At 71.2% G+C, this 15,369-nt stretch carries 15 protein-coding genes; 10 read left to right on the top strand and 5 right to left on the bottom strand.

Translation table 11 applies throughout. From position 1 onward, the window contains the following. The first annotated feature begins 81 nt into the window (after positions 1–81). Both DFJ69_RS15090 and DFJ69_RS15085 read left to right on the top strand, forming a co-directional pair. On the top strand, positions 82–420 hold the full coding sequence (locus tag DFJ69_RS15090; RefSeq protein WP_116023079.1) for a YidH family protein: 339 nt from the start codon (positions 82–84) through the stop codon (positions 418–420). A gap of 101 nt (positions 421–521) precedes the next feature. Then, positions 522–2,003 (top strand): glutamate-cysteine ligase family protein, encoded by a 1,482-nt coding sequence (locus DFJ69_RS15085; RefSeq protein ID WP_116023078.1) that lies wholly within the window; start codon positions 522–524, stop codon positions 2,001–2,003. 128 nt (positions 2,004–2,131) lie between these two features. Here the strand turns inward: DFJ69_RS15085 and DFJ69_RS15080 are convergent, their stop codons facing one another. Together DFJ69_RS15080 and DFJ69_RS15070 are read right to left on the bottom strand one after the other, a co-directional pair. Continuing rightward, complete coding sequence (locus tag DFJ69_RS15080) at positions 2,132–3,118, bottom strand: hypothetical protein (protein ID WP_116023077.1); 987 nt, start codon at positions 3,116–3,118, stop codon at positions 2,132–2,134. Between the two features lie 609 nt (positions 3,119–3,727). Further along, the gene (locus DFJ69_RS15070) at positions 3,728–5,281 is read right to left on the bottom strand and encodes an MFS transporter (protein WP_211328626.1); all 1,554 of its coding nucleotides are present in this window, start codon (positions 5,279–5,281) and stop codon (positions 3,728–3,730) included. 134 nt (positions 5,282–5,415) lie between these two features. Between DFJ69_RS15070 and DFJ69_RS15065 the strand changes: the two genes are divergently transcribed. Then, positions 5,416–6,330, top strand: coding sequence for an RNA polymerase sigma-70 factor (locus DFJ69_RS15065; protein ID WP_116023075.1), 915 nt, complete (start codon positions 5,416–5,418; stop codon positions 6,328–6,330). A gap of 13 nt (positions 6,331–6,343) precedes the next feature. Here DFJ69_RS15065 and DFJ69_RS15060 read toward each other — a convergent pair whose 3' ends face one another. Continuing rightward, the gene (locus DFJ69_RS15060) at positions 6,344–8,470 is read right to left on the bottom strand and encodes an outer membrane protein assembly factor BamB family protein (RefSeq protein WP_170177662.1); all 2,127 of its coding nucleotides are present in this window, start codon (positions 8,468–8,470) and stop codon (positions 6,344–6,346) included. Positions 8,471–8,666: 196 nt separating this feature from the next. On the opposite strand from DFJ69_RS15060, the gene pqqA reads away from it, so the two are divergent. Genes pqqA through pqqE form a run of 5 tightly spaced genes read left to right on the top strand, consistent with a single transcriptional unit; the run spans position 8,667 to position 11,648 of the window. Beyond that, positions 8,667–8,837, top strand: coding sequence for a pyrroloquinoline quinone precursor peptide PqqA (gene pqqA, locus DFJ69_RS15055; protein WP_116023073.1), 171 nt, complete (start codon positions 8,667–8,669; stop codon positions 8,835–8,837). Positions 8,838–8,855: 18 nt separating this feature from the next. Continuing rightward, entirely contained in the window at positions 8,856–9,680 is an 825-nt protein-coding gene (pqqB, locus tag DFJ69_RS15050; RefSeq protein ID WP_116023072.1) for a pyrroloquinoline quinone biosynthesis protein PqqB, read from the top strand. After that, entirely contained in the window at positions 9,680–10,348 is a 669-nt protein-coding gene (gene pqqC, locus DFJ69_RS15045) for a pyrroloquinoline-quinone synthase PqqC (protein WP_116023071.1), read from the top strand. The genes pqqB and pqqC overlap by 1 nt, the downstream gene beginning before the upstream one ends. Next, a complete protein-coding gene (gene pqqD / locus DFJ69_RS15040; RefSeq protein WP_116023070.1) occupies positions 10,345–10,584 on the top strand; it encodes a pyrroloquinoline quinone biosynthesis peptide chaperone PqqD in 240 nt (79 codons plus the stop codon). The genes pqqC and pqqD overlap by 4 nt, the downstream gene beginning before the upstream one ends. Then, on the top strand, positions 10,572–11,648 hold the full coding sequence (gene pqqE, locus DFJ69_RS15035; RefSeq protein ID WP_116023069.1) for a pyrroloquinoline quinone biosynthesis protein PqqE: 1,077 nt from the start codon (positions 10,572–10,574) through the stop codon (positions 11,646–11,648). Before pqqD ends, pqqE begins: the two co-directional genes overlap by 13 nt. Position 11,649: 1 nt before the next feature. On the opposite strand, the gene DFJ69_RS15030 is transcribed toward pqqE, so the two are convergent. Beyond that, positions 11,650–12,921, bottom strand: coding sequence for a PucR family transcriptional regulator (locus tag DFJ69_RS15030; protein ID WP_116023068.1), 1,272 nt, complete (start codon positions 12,919–12,921; stop codon positions 11,650–11,652). Between the two features lie 393 nt (positions 12,922–13,314). Between DFJ69_RS15030 and DFJ69_RS15025 the strand changes: the two genes are divergently transcribed. Then, positions 13,315–13,800, top strand: a complete 486-nt coding sequence (locus DFJ69_RS15025) for a heme-binding protein (protein ID WP_245974390.1) — start codon at positions 13,315–13,317, stop codon at positions 13,798–13,800. A gap of 115 nt (positions 13,801–13,915) precedes the next feature. Here DFJ69_RS15025 and DFJ69_RS15020 read toward each other — a convergent pair whose 3' ends face one another. After that, positions 13,916–14,326 carry a winged helix-turn-helix transcriptional regulator gene (locus DFJ69_RS15020; RefSeq protein WP_116023066.1) on the bottom strand — a complete coding sequence of 137 codons (411 nt, stop codon included), beginning with the start codon at positions 14,324–14,326 and terminating at the stop codon, positions 13,916–13,918. A gap of 101 nt (positions 14,327–14,427) precedes the next feature. Between DFJ69_RS15020 and DFJ69_RS15015 the strand changes: the two genes are divergently transcribed. Further along, a complete protein-coding gene (locus DFJ69_RS15015; RefSeq protein ID WP_116023065.1) occupies positions 14,428–15,363 on the top strand; it encodes an NADP-dependent oxidoreductase in 936 nt (311 codons plus the stop codon). Positions 15,364–15,369 lie beyond the last annotated feature (6 nt).

The raw sequence follows: 15,369 nt of genomic DNA, 5'->3' as shown, positions 1-15,369 counted from the left end.
CCCGTCATACCACCACCGCCGACCTCAAAGAGAGCAGACGGGGACACTCGTCCACCACGGAGCGCGACGCATCATGGACGTATGGAGACGAACGAGCCCGATCCGCGGTTCACGCTCGCGAACGAGCGGACCTTCCTGGCGTGGGTGCGCACCTCGTTGGCGTTGATCGCCGGCGGGGTGGCGCTGGCGCATCTCGGCGCGACGCGGGATCCCGTCTGGGTGCGGCTGCTGCTGGCGGCGGTGCCGACGCTGGCGGGGGCGCTGTTCTGCGTGCTCGGGTTCCTGCACTGGCGGTCCTGTGATCGGGCGCTGCGCGAGGAGTCGCCGCTGCCGCCGCCCCGGTTCGCGGCCGGGCTGGCCGGGCTGGTCGTGGTGTTCAGCCTGGTCATGACGGGGGTTCTGGTCCTGGACGAGTGGTGAGGAAGGTCACCGACTGCACCCGGTCGGCGCTCCCGGGTTTGACGGGGCTTGGGGAAGGAGAAGCGTTTTGTAGTTGTTCGTCCGGATCGAAAGGCTCTCGTATGGGCAAGGACGTGCCCCGGTTCTCCATCAGCGGTGAGGACCGGCGCCGGTACCGCGACAAGGTGCGCCGCAATCTGGACGTGCTCGCCCGCATGCTGCGGGAGTCGCAGTTCGAGTTCGACCGGCCGCACATCGGCCTGGAGATCGAGCTGAACCTGGTGGACGGCCGTGGCGAACCCCTGATGCGCAACGCCGACGTGCTCAAGGCCATCGCCGACCCGGCCTGGGCCACCGAGCTGGGCCAGTTCAACATCGAGATCAACATCCCGCCCCGCGAGCTGGGCGGCGGGGGCGCCGGGGAGCTGGAGCGGGAGATCCTCGGCTACCTGGAGCACGCTCAGGCGCGGGCCCAGGAGCTGGGCGGCGGGCTGCTGCTGGTGGGCATCCTGCCCACGCTGCGCGAGTCCGACATCGGCGAGGAGGCGCTGTCGTCCAACGAGCGCTACAAGCTCCTGAACGAGCAGTTCCTCGCGGCGCGCGGCGAGGACATGCACATCCGCATCGACGGCCCGGAACGGCTGGCGCTCCACATCGACAACATCGCCCCCGAGGCGGCCTGCACCAGCGTCCAGTTCCACCTCCAGGTCAGCCCCGACGGCTTCGCGCCCTACTGGAACGCCGCCCAGGCCATCGCGGGCGTCCAGGTGGCGGTGGGGGCCAACTCGCCGTTCCTGCTCGGCCGGCGCCTGTGGCACGAGACCCGCATCACCCTGTTCGAGCAGGCCACCGACACGCGGCCGGAGGAGCTCAAGTCCCAGGGCGTCCGGCCCCGGGTCTGGTTCGGCGAACGCTGGATCACCTCGGTCTTCGACCTGTTCGAGGAGAACACCCGCTACTTCCCGTCCCTGCTGCCGCTCTGCGAGGAGGAGGACCCGGTCGCCACCCTGGAGCGCGGCGACATCCCCCAGCTCGGCGAGCTGTGCCTGCACAACGGGACGATCTACCGGTGGAACCGCCCCATCTACGCGGTCGTGAACGGCAAGCCCCACCTGCGCGTGGAGAACCGCGTCCTCCCCGCCGGCCCCACGGTCGCCGACATCGTGGCCAACGGCGCGTTCTACTACGGCGTCTCCCGGATGCTGGCCGAGGAGGAACGACCCGTCTGGTCGCGGATGTCGTTCCGCACCGCCGAGGACAACCTGCACCGGGCGGCCCGCGATGGCCTCGACACCAGGCTGTTCTGGCCCGGCTGCGGCGAGGTGTCGGCCGCCGACCTGACCCTCCGCAAGCTCCTCCCCCTGGCCCACGAGGGCCTCGACAAGTGGGGCGTCGACCCCGCCAAGCGCGACCGCCTGCTCGGCATCATCGAGCAACGCTGCCTCACCGGCCGCACCGGCGCCGCCTGGCAGATCGACACCGTCCACGCCATCGAGGAGTCCACCGGCGTCGCCCGCCACGAGGCCCTCCGCCTCATGACCCGCCGCTACGCCGAACTGATGCACACCAACGAACCCGTCCACACCTGGCCCATCGGGGGGTGAGGCGGTCAGGTCGCGGTTGGAGGAAGCGTTGGAGTGGCGGCTGCCCGGGCCACCAGGTCGGTGACGGCGGACGGTTTGGGCTGGTCGATGGGGACGGCGCGCAGCACCGAGCGGCCTGGGCCGGCCCGTCAGATCGCGGCGGGTGGGAGGGCCGGGGTGGTGGTGACGAGGGCCGCCAGGTCTTTGACGGGTGATCGGTCGCGGTGGTCGATCGGGACGTTGCGCAGTACGGTGCGCCCGACCTCGGTGATCATGTTGGTGCGGTACGCGTTCGGCAGGGCGGCGAGGACCTCGGCGGCCTGGCGGGCTCCCTTCTCCGTGCCGCCTTGGACGACCGTGCAGAGGGCCTCGTGGAGTTGCACGTTGGCCGTGTACTGGTAGTCGGGGGTCAGCGAGAGCACCTGCGCGCGGGACTCGTCGGCCCGGCGCTCGTCACCGGAGGCGGCGTACACCCAGCTTCCCGCGAAATGCACCTGGTCGGGCAGGCGGTAGGTGGGGATCAGGTCGGGGCTGGGGCCGGTGTCGTGGTCGACATAGGTGTTCAGTGCGATGAGGGCCTCATCGTGGCGTCCCAGCAGTGACAGCGCCTTCGCGCGAGTCCCGGACGTCCCGGCGGCGACTGCCGACCCGGCGAGGTGGTCGGCCTGGTCCAGCAGGGCCAGAACGGTGGCGGGGTGCCGTTGGCCGTACAGTCCGGAGCCGCCGACGGATTCCCGGACCAGGACCCTCAGCGACAGGTCTCCGGATGCATCGGCGGCGGCGGTGGCGGTGCGGCCCCACCGCACGGCGGCCCCGTGATCGGCGAGCCTCGTGAGGATGTTGATGTACAGGATCGACAGCGCGGCGGTCACACGGTGGAGATCGGCCTTGTGGCGGCCGTGGGCCTGGTCGGCTTGGCGGCGTACGGTCAGGAGGTCGTACAGCAGATCGTCGCGGACCTGGGCGGGCGGTCGCTTGCGCAGCGCGTACAGATGGTCGGCGCACGCCACCTGCCACTCGTTGATGTCGCGGGGTTCGGCGGTCATGGCGAGGTCGGCGAAGCGGCGGAGAGCCTCGGCACCTACGGTGCCGCCCGCTCCGAGCGCTGCCAGTTGGAGGAGTCGGCGACGCTCCATGTCGTCCCAATCATCCGAGGGTTTGTCCTTCACGCTACCCACGGGCTCGGTGGCCCGGAACCGGCCTCGCCTCGCTGGTGCTCGCAGAGTGGCCCCTGTGGTTCTACGGGTCCGCCGCGCTCGCGCCGGCCGACCGGGTCACGGACGCGCTGGTGGGGATCAAGCACCTTCTGGCCGTTCGTTCGGGGGCGGCGCGATGAACGGCCCTGAGGGGCGACCCGGCCGGTACCCGCCCAGCGCGGGGACCGGTGGGGTCTGGAGGGGACAGCCGGGCCGGTCGGCCCCGCCGGGCGTCTGGCCCGCCGGTCGGCCCGGTTGTCCTCCGCCCGGCGCGTGGGCCTTGGACGTCGCCCGTACCGTCACGTACCTGCGGCATCGGTTCCCGGGGGTCACCGTCTTCTTCGGCCGCCGGACCCGGGAGTACACCGCGCTGACGGCGGATGGACGGCTGCTGGCCCGACGTGACCCACGCGAGCTGGAGCAGGATCTGCGCCGCGCACTCCGTCCCTCCGGCGATCTCCCGGCCGGACCGAACGGAACCTGGCGGGCCGGGCCAAGGACACCGACGGCCGGGCGGCTGAGCGATGCCGCAGCGGACCTCCACCGGAGTCAGGAGTGAGCGGGCACCGGCTCGGCGTCCTCGGGGACCGCCTTGGGTCCGGGGCGCGGGGTGTTCATCAGGATGGCGACGATCAGCGCGCCGGCCAGGAGGATGCCCGCGGCCCAGGTGCCGGCAGCCACGAAGCCCTCGAGCATCGCCGTCTTGGCGAAGGCCGGGCTCGCGCCCTGCGAGGCGTGCGAGGCCACGTAGTCCGCCGTCGCGCCGATGGCGATGGTGTTGAGCAGCGCGGTGCCGATCGAGCTGCTGATCTGCTGCGCGGTGTTGACGCTCGCCGAGGCGACACCCGCGTCGCGCCGGTCGACGCCATGGGTGGCGTAGTTGAAGGCCACCGGCATGATCATGCCCGCCCCGAAGCCGAGCAGGAGCCCCGAGACCAGCACGCCCTCGACGTAGCCGGTGTCGGTCTCCATGGTGCGCAGCCACAGCATGCCGGAGGCGATCAGCACCAGGCCCGGCATGATCAGCATCCGCGGCGCGACCTTGGGCAGCAGTCGGGTGGCGAGCCCGCCGGCCGACATCAGGACCGCCACGGTCATCGGGAGGAAGGCCACGCCCGTCCTGATCGGCGAGTATCCCTTGACGACCTGCAGGTAGTAGGTCATGAAGAGGAACGCCCCGAACATGCCGAGCATGGCCAGCCCCACGCTCAGGTAGGCGCCGCCTCGGGTCCGGTCGGCGATCAGGCGCGGCGGCAGCAGCGGCTGCGCCACCCGGCTCTCCACGAGGGCGAACACGGCGAGCAGCACCGCGCCGCCGGCCAGCAGCCCGATGACCCTCGTCGAGCCCCAGCCGTCGGACTCGGCCCGGCTGGTGGCGTACACGATCGCGACCAGCCCGCCGGTCACCAGCAGCACGCCGGGGACGTCGAACCGGGCCCCGCCCTCGTTCCGCGACTCGGTCAGCAGCACGTACCCGCCGGCCACCGCGATCAGGGCGATCGGGACGCTGATGTACAGGCACCAGCGCCAGTCCAGGTAGTCGGTCAGCGCGCCGCCGGCCAGCAGCCCGATCGCGCCGCCCACGGCGGTGATGGCGCCCCAGATCCCGAACGCCTTGGCACGCTCCTTGGGCTGCGTGAACGTCACGGTGAGCAGCGACAGCGCCGACGGGCCGAGCAGCGCGGCGAACGCACCCTGCAGGGCGCGGGCGCTCAGCAGCGTCTCCAAGTCGTTCGCCGCGCCCCCGAGGGCCGACGCGCCGGCGAAGCCGATCAGGCCGATCAGGAAGGCCCGCTTGCGGCCGGTGTAGTCGGCGATCCGGCCGCCGAGCAGCAGCAGGCCACCGAACGCCAGCGTGTACGCGGTGATGATCCACTGCCGGTCGCCGTCGGAGATCCCCAGATCCCGCTGGAGCGACGGCAGCGCGATGTTCACGACCGTCCCATCCAGAACGATCATGAGCTGGGCCAACCCCATGAAGAACAGCGCGGCCCAGCGGCGCGACGCGACCGCCGGGGCCCGCACCTGTGTGGTTGCCATAGATTCGTCCTTACTCGTGGTGTTGCGCGCGCGGATCGTTCGCCGCGGCGTCCTGACGATCACGAGACGCCGGCGACCCGGGCCACGTAACGGCGCGGGCGTATGACGTGGTTCATGGCTCGCGGGTGTTACGAAACGGCGGGGAGCGGCGTCTAGTGCGTGGGACCGAACCGAGGTCGAACGGGCAGGGGGCGGACATGAGCCGGCGCAGCGAACCAACCGAGCCGCTCGATGCGGATCCGGCGACCGAGGTGTTCGTCACCCATCGCAACCTGCTGTTCACGGTCGCCTACGAGATGCTCGGCTCGGCCGCCGACGCCGAGGACGTCCTCCAGGAGACCTGGCTGCGGTGGGCGGGCGTCGATCTGGCCACCGTCCGAGAGGAGCGCGCCTACCTGGTGCGGATCGTCACCCGGCAGGCGCTGGACCGGCTGCGCGCGCTCGGTCGGCGTAAGGAGTCCTACGTCGGGCCGTGGCTGCCCGAGCCGCTGCTGACCTCGCCCGACGTGGCCGAGGACGTCGAGCTGGCCGACAGCGTGTCGATGGCGATGCTGCTGGTGCTGGAGACGCTCGCGCCGGTCGAACGGGCGGTGTTCGTGCTGCGCGAGGTGTTCGACCTGCACTACGACGAGATCGCCGAAGCCGTCGACAAATCCCCGGCGGCGGTGCGCCAGGTCGCCTACCGGGCACGGGCGCACGTCGCCGCGCGCCGGCCGCGCGGCGTCGTCTCCCCGGCCCAGACCCGAGCCGCGCTCGAAGCCTTCCAGCGCGCGGTGGAGACCGGTGACCTGCAGAACCTGCTCGACATCCTGGCGCCGGACGTCGTCGCCCTGAGCGACGGCGGCGGCATCAAACACGCCCTGCTCCGGCCCGTCGTGGGGGCCGACAAGGTGGCTCGCCTGCTGGCCGCCGGCTGGTGGAGGCGGGACGCCGAACGGTCGGTCGAGGTGGTGCAGATCAATGGTGGTCCGGGGCTGCTCGTCCGGGTCAACGGAGAGATCGACGGCGTGGTGGCGGTACGGGTCGAGGACGGCTACGTCACCGGCGCCTACCACGTGCGCAATCCCGAGAAGTTGTCGCGGGTGGGGCGGGAGACCGCCGTGAGCCGGTGAGACCGGCCGCAGCTCAGTAGACGACGATCTTGCCGGTGGACTGGGGATGGATGGGGTCGTTGTAGAAGAACTCGCCCTTGGTGGTGAATGTGTGGCCGTGGGATCCGCCCGGCAGCAGGGTTCCGGTGTCGAACTCGTTCTCCCAGAAGGAGACCGCGCCGTGCGCGGAGGTGTTGCCTCGCGGGTTGGTGAACGTCACGCGGGTGCCGGCGGGGATCCGTAGATGGGTCGGTGACATGGCGTTCTGAGCCACGAGGTCTTCCTTGCCGCCGGGCTTTTGGTTCTTGTCGTCCCAGACCCGGCCCAGAATAATGGAGTTATTCACCTTCGAGCCCTCGACGGGGGCTGATAGTACGTCCTTGCGTTTGTTCGGCGGCTTCGGGGCCTTGGCCGGTGGGATGTCACCGCCCAGTTTGAAGGCCCACAGATGGTCGCCTTTGGGAATGTCCGTGTACGGCAGTCCGCCGCCGCCGGCGAAGACGGCGATGTACTGTTCACCGTCCACCTCATAGGAGATGGGCGCGGTGGCGATGCCCGCGCCGCATTGGAAGGTCCACAGCACTTCGCCGGTCGCGTCGTTCATCGCGTTGAGCGTCCCGTCGGGGTGGCCCTGGAACAGCAGCCGGCCGGCAGTGGACAGGATGGCGTTGCCGTTGGACAGCGCCCAGCCGAGCTTGTGCGTCCAGACCGGCGTGTTGGTCGCCGGGTCGATCGCCGCGATCCCGCCGTCGTAGTACTGCCCGAAGGGACGGACGGTGTTGGCGAACTCATCGCGGGTGTTGGAAAAGGCGGTGTTGACCAGCCCATAGCCCGTGTAGAACCAGCCGGTGGCCGGGTTGAAGCTCATGTAGGACCAGTCCGCGCCGCCGCTCGCGCCGGGAAAGATGATGGTGTACCGACCGGTCGGGGGCGTGAAGATCGGCCCGGCCGGATAGAACGGCACCGGACGGGTGGAGTCGTTGAAGTTCGGCGCGTGCTCGATGATCGATCTGCCGGACGGGATCGGCTGGGTCGCGGCGGTCTTCTGCTTCGCGTCCTGCGGCACGGGCGTCTCGGTCACCGGCCGGATCGGCCGGCCCGTCCGTCGGTCGAGAATGTAGTAGTGGCTCGTCTTGCCGCCATAGATGACCACGTGTCGCGTCCGGCCCTCGACGTCGATGTCGGCGAGCACCGGCGCGCAGACGTTGTCGTAATCCCAGATGTCATGGTGGACCGACTGGAAATGCCACCTGCGCAGGCCGGTCTTGGCGTCCAGGGCCACGATGGAGTTCGCGAACAGATTGTCCCCGCCGCGAGTCGAGCCGTCGGTGCGCGGATAAGGATTGCCGAACGTCCAATAGACCAGGCCGAGATCGGGGTCGATCGCCGGGTGGATCCAGGGGACGGCTCCGCCGGTCTTCCAGGAGTCGCCCTCCCACGTGTCGTTCCCGAATTCGCCCTCGCCGGGGCATGACCAGAAGGTCCAGGCCACCTCGCCGCTGCCGGCGTGGACCGCGTAGGCGCGCCCGCGCATCCCGAGCTGGCTGCCGTTCGACCCGATGTAGACCAGCCCGTCGTGGTAGACACAGGCTCCCGAGAGACCGAGGTAGCCCTTGGACGCGGCGGCCTCGGGGATGAGGGTGCGTTTCCACACCGGCGCGCCGGTGTCCTGGTCGAGCGCGTACAGGCTGCCGTCCCCGGCGGCGGAGAAGACCTTTCCCTCGCCGAGCGCGACACCGCGCATGAGGCTGGGGCTGTCGCCCAGGTAGGTCTTCCACTTGATCCGGCCGGTCTTGGCGTCGATGGCGAAGACGTGCTGTTCGGTGGTCTGCACGTACAGAACACCGTTCTGCACCACACAGGTGCTCTGCTGGTAGGCGATGGTCTCGCCGCCGCCCTCCAGGTTCAGGTGCCAGGCGCCGCCCAGCTCCCCGACGTTGTGCCTGGTGATCCGCGAGAGCCTCGAATGGTTCTGGTTGGCCGGATCGCCGCCCACCTTGGGGCTGTCCTCCGTCGTTCCGAACGAGGGCGGCTGCGCCGGAACGGACCGGGCGGCCGTGCTCGCGCGACCCTCGCCCCCGGGGGACAACGCCACCGTTCCCGTCGCGGCGGCTCCGAGCAGGAACGCACGCCTGCCGGGTCGGGTGTTCGCATCGCTCATGTTCACGGCCTCCTGGAGCCGGCTCGTCCGTGGCTTTCGGGGGCCTCCAGCGACGTGCCCGATGCATCGTCGTTTCCGGCTCGAAACACGGCAAAGGATCAGCGATTTCCGGTTTTGCCGTTTGTGGGGATAGTGCCGACATCGTTCCGGACATAACGGATGCGGCCCATCATCGGCCAAGGACGAGGAGGTACTCATGAATGAGCGCAACCACCTGGAGTTCCCAGAGCCCGCCCATCGCGAGCCGCCGCCCCGGAACTCCGAGGGGCACGGGCGCCCGGGTGACCTGAGCACCTGGCACAAGCCCGCCTACGAAGTGGTCGAAACGTCAATGGAGATCACGGGCTACTACCTGACCGGCCGATAGTTCGCAGAGGAGCCGCCCGTGCGGGTGCAGGTTCTCGGCACCGCCGCAGGCGGCGGCCTTCCGCAATGGAACTGCGGATGCCGCGAATGCGACGGGGCGCGCGCCGACGCGTCCCGTCGCAGGAGGCACGCGTCGCTGGCCGTCGAGGTGGCCCCCGGCCGGGTCTACCTGGTCAACGCCACTCCGGACGTGGCCGAACAGCTCGAACGCTGCCCGTGGACGAGGCCGCGAGGACGCCGTTCGCCGCTGGCGGGGGTCATCCTCACCGACGCCGAACTGGACCACACGCTGGGTCTGGCCCGGCTGCGCGAGGCCGACGAGCTGGAGGTCATGGCCGCCTCGGCGGTGCGACGGGCGGCCGGCGACGCGCTCGGGATGTTGGCCGCGTACGTGACCCTGCGGTGGCGGGAGCCCGGCCCGCTCGGCGAGGACGTCACCGCGACGTTGGAGCCGATCTCCGACAAGCGACCCCGCTACGCGGAGCACATGAACGGGGAGGGCTGGGTCAGCGCACTTCGCCTCACCGCCGGCGGGCGGAGCCTGCTGTACGCCCCCGCCATGGGCGTATGGCCCGACGGCTTCGGCGAGGACGCCGACGTGGTCTTCGTCGACGGCACCTTTTACCACGAGGACGAGCCGCAACGCCTCGGCATTTCGCAGCGCGGCGCCACCGGGATGGGGCACCTGCCGGTCGAGGCCACCCGGGCGCGCCTGGCCGCGCTGTCGGCCCGCTGTTTCTACATCCATCTGAACAACACCAACCCGCTCAACGACCCGGCCGGCCGGCTTCACACGGGCCTGGGCGTGGAGGTGGCCACCGAAGGAATGGTCCTGGAACTGTGATGGACTTCGAAGCCGAATTGCGCGCCGTACCCGAACGCCGTTATCACCACCTGCACCCGTTCAATCGGCGCATGCACGCCGGAACGCTCTCCAAGGAGGAGCTGCGCGGTTGGATCCTCAATCGGTTCCACTATCAGCGGCACATCCCGATCAAGGACGCGCTGATCCTGGCCAAGCTGGACAGGCCCGAGCGGCGCAGGATGTGGATCCATCGGATCACCGACCACGACGGAGGCGTCGAGGGTGAGGGCGGCATCGAGCGCTGGCTGCGGCTGGGCGAGGCGGCGGGGCTGACGCGCGACGAACTGTGGTCGGGCGAGGGTGTCGTTCCCGGGGTGCGGCTGGCCGTGGACGGCTACGTCAACCTCTGCCGGCACGGCACGGCGCTGGAGGCCGTCGCCGCCTCGCTGACCGAGCTGTTCGCACCGGACCTGATGAGGGTCAGGATCGCCGCGTTCGAGAGGCACTACCCGTGGATCGACCCCGAGGGCCTGCGCTACTTCCGGGTCCGCGTCGAGCAGGGCGCCCGCGACGGCGGGCAGGCGCTGCCTCTCGTCCTGTCCTGGGCCCGCACCCCCGACCAGCGGCGGGCCGCGCTGGACGCGCTGGCCTACAAGTGCCAGGTGCTGTGGACCATGCTCGACGCCATCGAGGAGGCGTGCCGATGAGCTGGCGACCGGCGCTGGCACCCGCCGTCCAGCTCAGCCACTGCCCGGTGCGCGAGGCCCGGCTGTTGATCGTCCCCGAGCGCATCATCGTGCTCAACACGCAGGCCGCCGCCATCGTCGATCTGTGCGACGGCAGCCGTACCGACGTCGAGATCGTCTCGGCCTTCCCTCCCGAACACGCCGGCGAGGTCTCGGACTTCCTGGCCGACATCCGGGAGCACGGATGGCTGCGGTGAACCCGCCCTGGGCCATGCTGGCCGAGCTGACCCACGCCTGCCCGCTGCGCTGCCCCTACTGCTCCAACCCCACCGAGCTGACCGCCCGTTCCCGCGAGCTGGACACGGCCGCCTGGGTGCGGATCTTCGCGGAGGCCGGCGCGCTCGGCGTCCGCCACGCCCATCTGTCCGGCGGCGAGCCGCTGCTCCGGCGCGATCTGCCCGAGCTCGTCGCCGCCGCGTCCGGGGCGGGCATCTACACGCAACTGGTCACCAGCGGTCTCGGTCTGACCGGTCGGCGGTTGGCCGGGTTGACCGCCGCCGGTCTGCGCAGCGTCCAACTGTCCGTCCAGGCCGCGGACGCGGCCACCTCGGACCGCATCGCCGGACGCCGCTCGTTCGACGCCAAACGCGAGGCCGCCGCCGTGATCCGCGCCTCCGGCCTGCCGCTCGGCCTCAACGTCGTGCTGCACCGCCACAACCTGGACGCCATCGACGCGATCATCGCGCTCGGCGTGGACTGGGGCGCGGAGCGCATCGAGCTGGCCAACACCCAGTTCTACGGCTGGGGTCTGACCAACCGGCGGGCGCTGCTACCCACCCGCGATCAATTGACCCGGGCCCGCGAGCGCGTCGAGCACTGGCGCGGGCGCACCCGGGCCGAGCTGATCTGGGTCGTGCCCGATCACTTCGAGGGTGTGGCCAAGCCCTGCATGGGCGGCTGGGGGGCGGTCTCCCTCACCGTGGCCCCCGACGGCCGGGTGCTGCCCTGCCCGGCGGCGTACGGTCTGCCGCTGGAGCTGCCCCATGCCCTGGAGCATCCGCTGAGCTGGATCTGGTCGGAGTCGCCCGCGTTCAACGCCTACCGCGGCACGGACTGGATGCCCGAACCCTGCGCGGGCTGCCCGCGCAAGGAGATCGACTTCGGCGGCTGCCGCTGCCAGGCCCACGCGCTGACCGGCGACGCCGCCCGCACGGACCCGGCCTGCTCCCTGGCCCCCGACCACCGCCTCATCACCGCCCTGGCCACCGAGCCGGCCGCCGAGGAGTTCGTCTACCGCGCGCACGCCGACCGGATCGGCTGAGCTAGCGGCGCAGGGTCACGACGTCGCCCGAGACCGCCCGGCGGGCCGGCGGCATCAGGTGCTCGGGGCCCCGGTCGGTCAGGCTGCGGGCGCGGAGGACGATCTCCAGGTCGAAGCGCAGGTCGGGGTCGAGGAGCCGGTCGCCGAACAGCTCCTCGAGCTGGCGGAGCCGGTAGCGGACGGTCTGCGGGTGGACGTGCAGCCGCATCGCGACCTCGTTGGCGTTGCGTCCGGACTGCAGCCAGGCCAGCAGGGTCTCGGCGAGCCGGTCCTGTTGGGAGGCGCGCAGGTGCGCCAGCGGGGCCAGCCGCAGCCGGGCCAGCGTCGACAGCAGCTCCTCGTCCTGGAAGAGGATCAGCGTGGACATGTGCTCCACACTGCGGATCACGCCGGTCCGGCCGGTGGTGGGGATGATCCCGCGCTCGGCCAGCGCCAGGGCGCGGCGCGCCCACTCCATGGAACGGCCGGCCTCCGCGATCGGCACGGTGGGACCCACCGCCGCCAGGCAGTTGGTCAGGGCGCGGTCGACCAGCTTGGCGCGCCCGGGCCCGTCCGGATCCGGGACGACGAGGCTCGGCGTGGGTCGGGTGAGGTCGGCGAGGATGTCGGACGGGAAACCCGGATGCAGCGGGTCGTGACGGTGCTCGCCCAGCGCCACGGCCGCCACCGTACGGGGAACGGCCCAGCGGGCGACGGCGGCCTGGTCGGCGATCGACTCGGGCGTCGACGGCGGCACCGCCAGCAGCAGGCCGAGGAGCCGCTGGCGACGGCGCTGCGTCTCCCCGGCGACGGCGGCCTGCGCCTGCGCGTGCCCCGCCGCGGCGGCGGCGGCCAGCTCGTCCTGGTACGACAGCAGCGCCTCGCCGATCGCCCCGAGGGTCGCCGGCGACACGTTGAGCTGAACGGCCCCGGCGGAGATCCGCCGCCAGGCGACCAGCCCGCCGACGCGCAGCGCCGACTGCATGGCGTCGAGGCTGCGGCCCTCGCCGGCCTCGCCTCGGCCGATGGCGTGGAAGAAGTCGATGACGGAGTGGGGGTCGCCGTCGGGGTCGGCGACCCGTTCGACGAAGTGGTGCAGCACCCTCTCGACGGCCGTCCGCAGGGCGCCGGAGGAACGGGCGTCGGGGGGCCGGTCGTACTCGCGGACCCGGGCCTGGATCTCGGTGATCATGTCGTCGGCCACCGCGTCCAGATGCGGTCGCATGAGGTCGGCCAGTTCGCGGGGCACCCCCGCCCAGTGGCGGTCCCCGCTCGTCACGCCGTCGCCTGCCACCCTCGACCTCCCCGCCGAATCGTCACTCTCCGTCGATGACGTGCGACCACCCGAGTAAGCGCTGACGTGTTATACGGATGTGCCGCAAGTAGGTCCCGTGCACAACGGAACGTCAGTGTATGGCGGGTTCAAAGAAGCTTCGGCCGGTACGTGCCCACCTGTACCGCGCCCACGTGCCCATCCCACGCCGTCCGCGGCCTCCCCATGACCCGTGGGCGATCACTCGGGGTAGTGAGATTCTCACCCGAGCCCGAACGGCCGGGGGCACGGGTCATCACATGATCGGATGTTGCACAAGAAACCCCTTTGCGAGGTCTGCGGGCCGATCCGCCGGGAAGTGAGCCGGTGATCACATCATGACCTTCGGGGGTTTCGATGCCATATCGCGGTTTCATGGGCGGCGCGGCCGTGTTCTTCGTCGTCGCATCGGGGACGCTCTTCGCGGCGGGGAGTTCGCACGCCGCCCGGACCACCACGACCGTGGAACGTCCACGCGTCGAATACGTGCTGTCGGACAAGTCGCTGGCGCGTGCCGCCAAGGCCGCCGTCCGGGCCGCCAAGCGCGAGGGGCGGCAGCGGGTGACGGTGGTGATCATGGAGCGCTCGGGGATCATCCGTCTGGTCGTCCGGACCCGTCGCTCCGGCCCGCAGACCTACGAGTCCGCCAAGCGCAAGGCGTACACCGCCGTCGCCTTCGGGCAGCCGACCAGCAGGCTGACCGACAACCCGGTCATCGACAAGATCCCCGGCACGCTCACCCTGCCCGGCGGCGTGCCCGTCACCCACAAGGGCTTCCCCATCGCGGGTGTCGGCGTGGGCGGCGCACCCGACGGCCGCATCGACGAGAGGATCGCCCGAGCCGTCCGGTCGGCCCTGTGACCGTGCCGGACCACCAGGAACACCACGGCCGACGTCCGCCCACGGAGTCCGGCCGAAGGTCATGTGCCGAGGGTCGCGCCCCGCCGCCCAGGCTCCTCCGCCGGCGGGATCGCCCTCACGAAGTGATCGTCGTTGCGGTGTCGTGGGTGTTGCGGGCGGCCTCGACCTCGTCCATGTGGGCTTCGGCCCACGCCTTGATGGCCTGCATCACCGGAAGGAGGCTCAGGCCGAGAGGGGTCAGGGCGTAGTCGACGCGGACCGGGACGGACGGGGTGATCGTGCGGGTGACGAGGCCGTCGCGTTCCAGGCTCCGTAGGGTCTGGGTGAGCATCTTGTCGCTGATGCTGGCGACGCGTCGGGAGAGGTCGCTGTAGCGCCGAGGCCCCTCCGACAGGGCGTTGATGATCAGGCCGACCCACTTGTCGCTGATGCGGTCGAGCAGGCGACGCGTGGGGCATTCGGCGAGGTACGCGTCGTAGACGACCCGAGCGTGCTCCCTGCGCTGTGCGGCGGTCTGCGTGCCCATGGCTCTCCTCGTCGTGCGGTACGCACTTCCGAGTGCGTACTTCCGATTAGAGAGTAACTCTTTCTAGGTTCGTCGGTACAGCACGACGAACGGAGATCATCATGCGCGCGGTAGTGGTCAAGTCCTTCGGCGGTCCGGAGGCCCTGAAGGTCGTCGACGTGGCGATGCCGGAACCCGGGGCGGGACAGATCCTGGTCAGGGTCGAGGGGGCCGCCGTCAACCCGGTGGATCTCGCCACCCGGGCGGGCGGCATGGCCGAGGCCGGACTGATGGAGCGGCGGGACGTCACCGGCATCGGGTGGGACGTCGCGGGGCGCGTCGAACAGGTGGGGCCGGGGGTGACGGGCTTCGCCGCCGGGGACCGGGTGATCGGGATGCGCGATCGGTTGGACCTGTCCCTGGGGGCGTACGCGGAATTCATGGTGCTGGACGCGTCCGCCGCCGCGCCCGCCCCGGAGGGGCTCACGGCCATCGAGGCCGCGACGCTGCCGCTGGCGGCGCTGACGGCGTCCCAGTCGCTCGACCTGCTCGGCCTCGCCGCCGGCGAGACGCTGCTGGTCACGGGTGCGGCCGGAGCGGTCGGGGGCTTCGCCGTGGAATTGGCCGCGCTGCGCGGACTGCGGGTGGTGGCGCAGGCCGGCGGCGACGCCGAGGAGCTCGTCCGGGGGCTCGGCGCCCACGCGTTCGTGGAGCGGTCCGAGGCCCTCGCGGACCGCGCGCGCGACCTGGTGCCGGGCGGCGTGGACGGCGTGCTCGACGCGGCGGTGCTCGGACTGCCCGCGTTCGACGCGGTGCGGAGTCGGGGCGCGTTCGTCTCCGTGATCGGCGGGACCGCGCCCCCGCCGCTCCGAGGCGTGCGGGTGCTCGACCAGTGGATCGCGGCGGACGGCCGAACCCTCGCCGGCCTGTCCGACCTCGTCCGAGAGGGCCGGCTGACGACGCGGGTCGCGGCCACCTTCCCGCTGGAGGACGCCGCCCACGCCCACGAGAGGTTCGCCAAGGGCGGTCTGCGCGGACGGCTCGTCCTCACGCCGTGAGCACGG

Source organism: Thermomonospora umbrina (assembly GCF_003386555.1).
In the GTDB taxonomy this organism is placed as follows: Bacteria; Actinomycetota; Actinomycetes; order Streptosporangiales; family Streptosporangiaceae; genus Thermomonospora; species Thermomonospora umbrina.
Note: the sequence above shows the minus strand (reverse complement) of the source record. Positions and strands in the feature narration are given on the sequence as shown.

What these genes read in the sequence shown, in the direction of transcription:
- DFJ69_RS15090 (WP_116023079.1), top strand. Translation starts at nt 82, where the DNA reads ATGGAGACGAACGAGCCCGATCCGCGGTTCACGCTCGCGAACGAGCGG.
- DFJ69_RS15085 (WP_116023078.1), top strand. Translation starts at nt 522, where the DNA reads ATGGGCAAGGACGTGCCCCGGTTCTCCATCAGCGGTGAGGACCGGCGC.
- DFJ69_RS15080 (WP_116023077.1), bottom strand. Translation starts at nt 3,118, where the DNA reads ATGGAGCGTCGCCGACTCCTCCAACTGGCAGCGCTCGGAGCGGGCGGC.
- DFJ69_RS15065 (WP_116023075.1), top strand. Translation starts at nt 5,416, where the DNA reads ATGAGCCGGCGCAGCGAACCAACCGAGCCGCTCGATGCGGATCCGGCG.
- DFJ69_RS15060 (WP_170177662.1), bottom strand. Translation starts at nt 8,470, where the DNA reads ATGAGCGATGCGAACACCCGACCCGGCAGGCGTGCGTTCCTGCTCGGA.
- pqqA (WP_116023073.1), top strand. Translation starts at nt 8,667, where the DNA reads ATGAATGAGCGCAACCACCTGGAGTTCCCAGAGCCCGCCCATCGCGAG.
- pqqC (WP_116023071.1), top strand. Translation starts at nt 9,680, where the DNA reads ATGGACTTCGAAGCCGAATTGCGCGCCGTACCCGAACGCCGTTATCAC.
- pqqD (WP_116023070.1), top strand. Translation starts at nt 10,345, where the DNA reads ATGAGCTGGCGACCGGCGCTGGCACCCGCCGTCCAGCTCAGCCACTGC.
- pqqE (WP_116023069.1), top strand. Translation starts at nt 10,572, where the DNA reads ATGGCTGCGGTGAACCCGCCCTGGGCCATGCTGGCCGAGCTGACCCAC.
- DFJ69_RS15025 (WP_245974390.1), top strand. Translation starts at nt 13,315, where the DNA reads ATGGGCGGCGCGGCCGTGTTCTTCGTCGTCGCATCGGGGACGCTCTTC.
- DFJ69_RS15020 (WP_116023066.1), bottom strand. Translation starts at nt 14,326, where the DNA reads ATGGGCACGCAGACCGCCGCACAGCGCAGGGAGCACGCTCGGGTCGTC.
- DFJ69_RS15015 (WP_116023065.1), top strand. Translation starts at nt 14,428, where the DNA reads ATGCGCGCGGTAGTGGTCAAGTCCTTCGGCGGTCCGGAGGCCCTGAAG.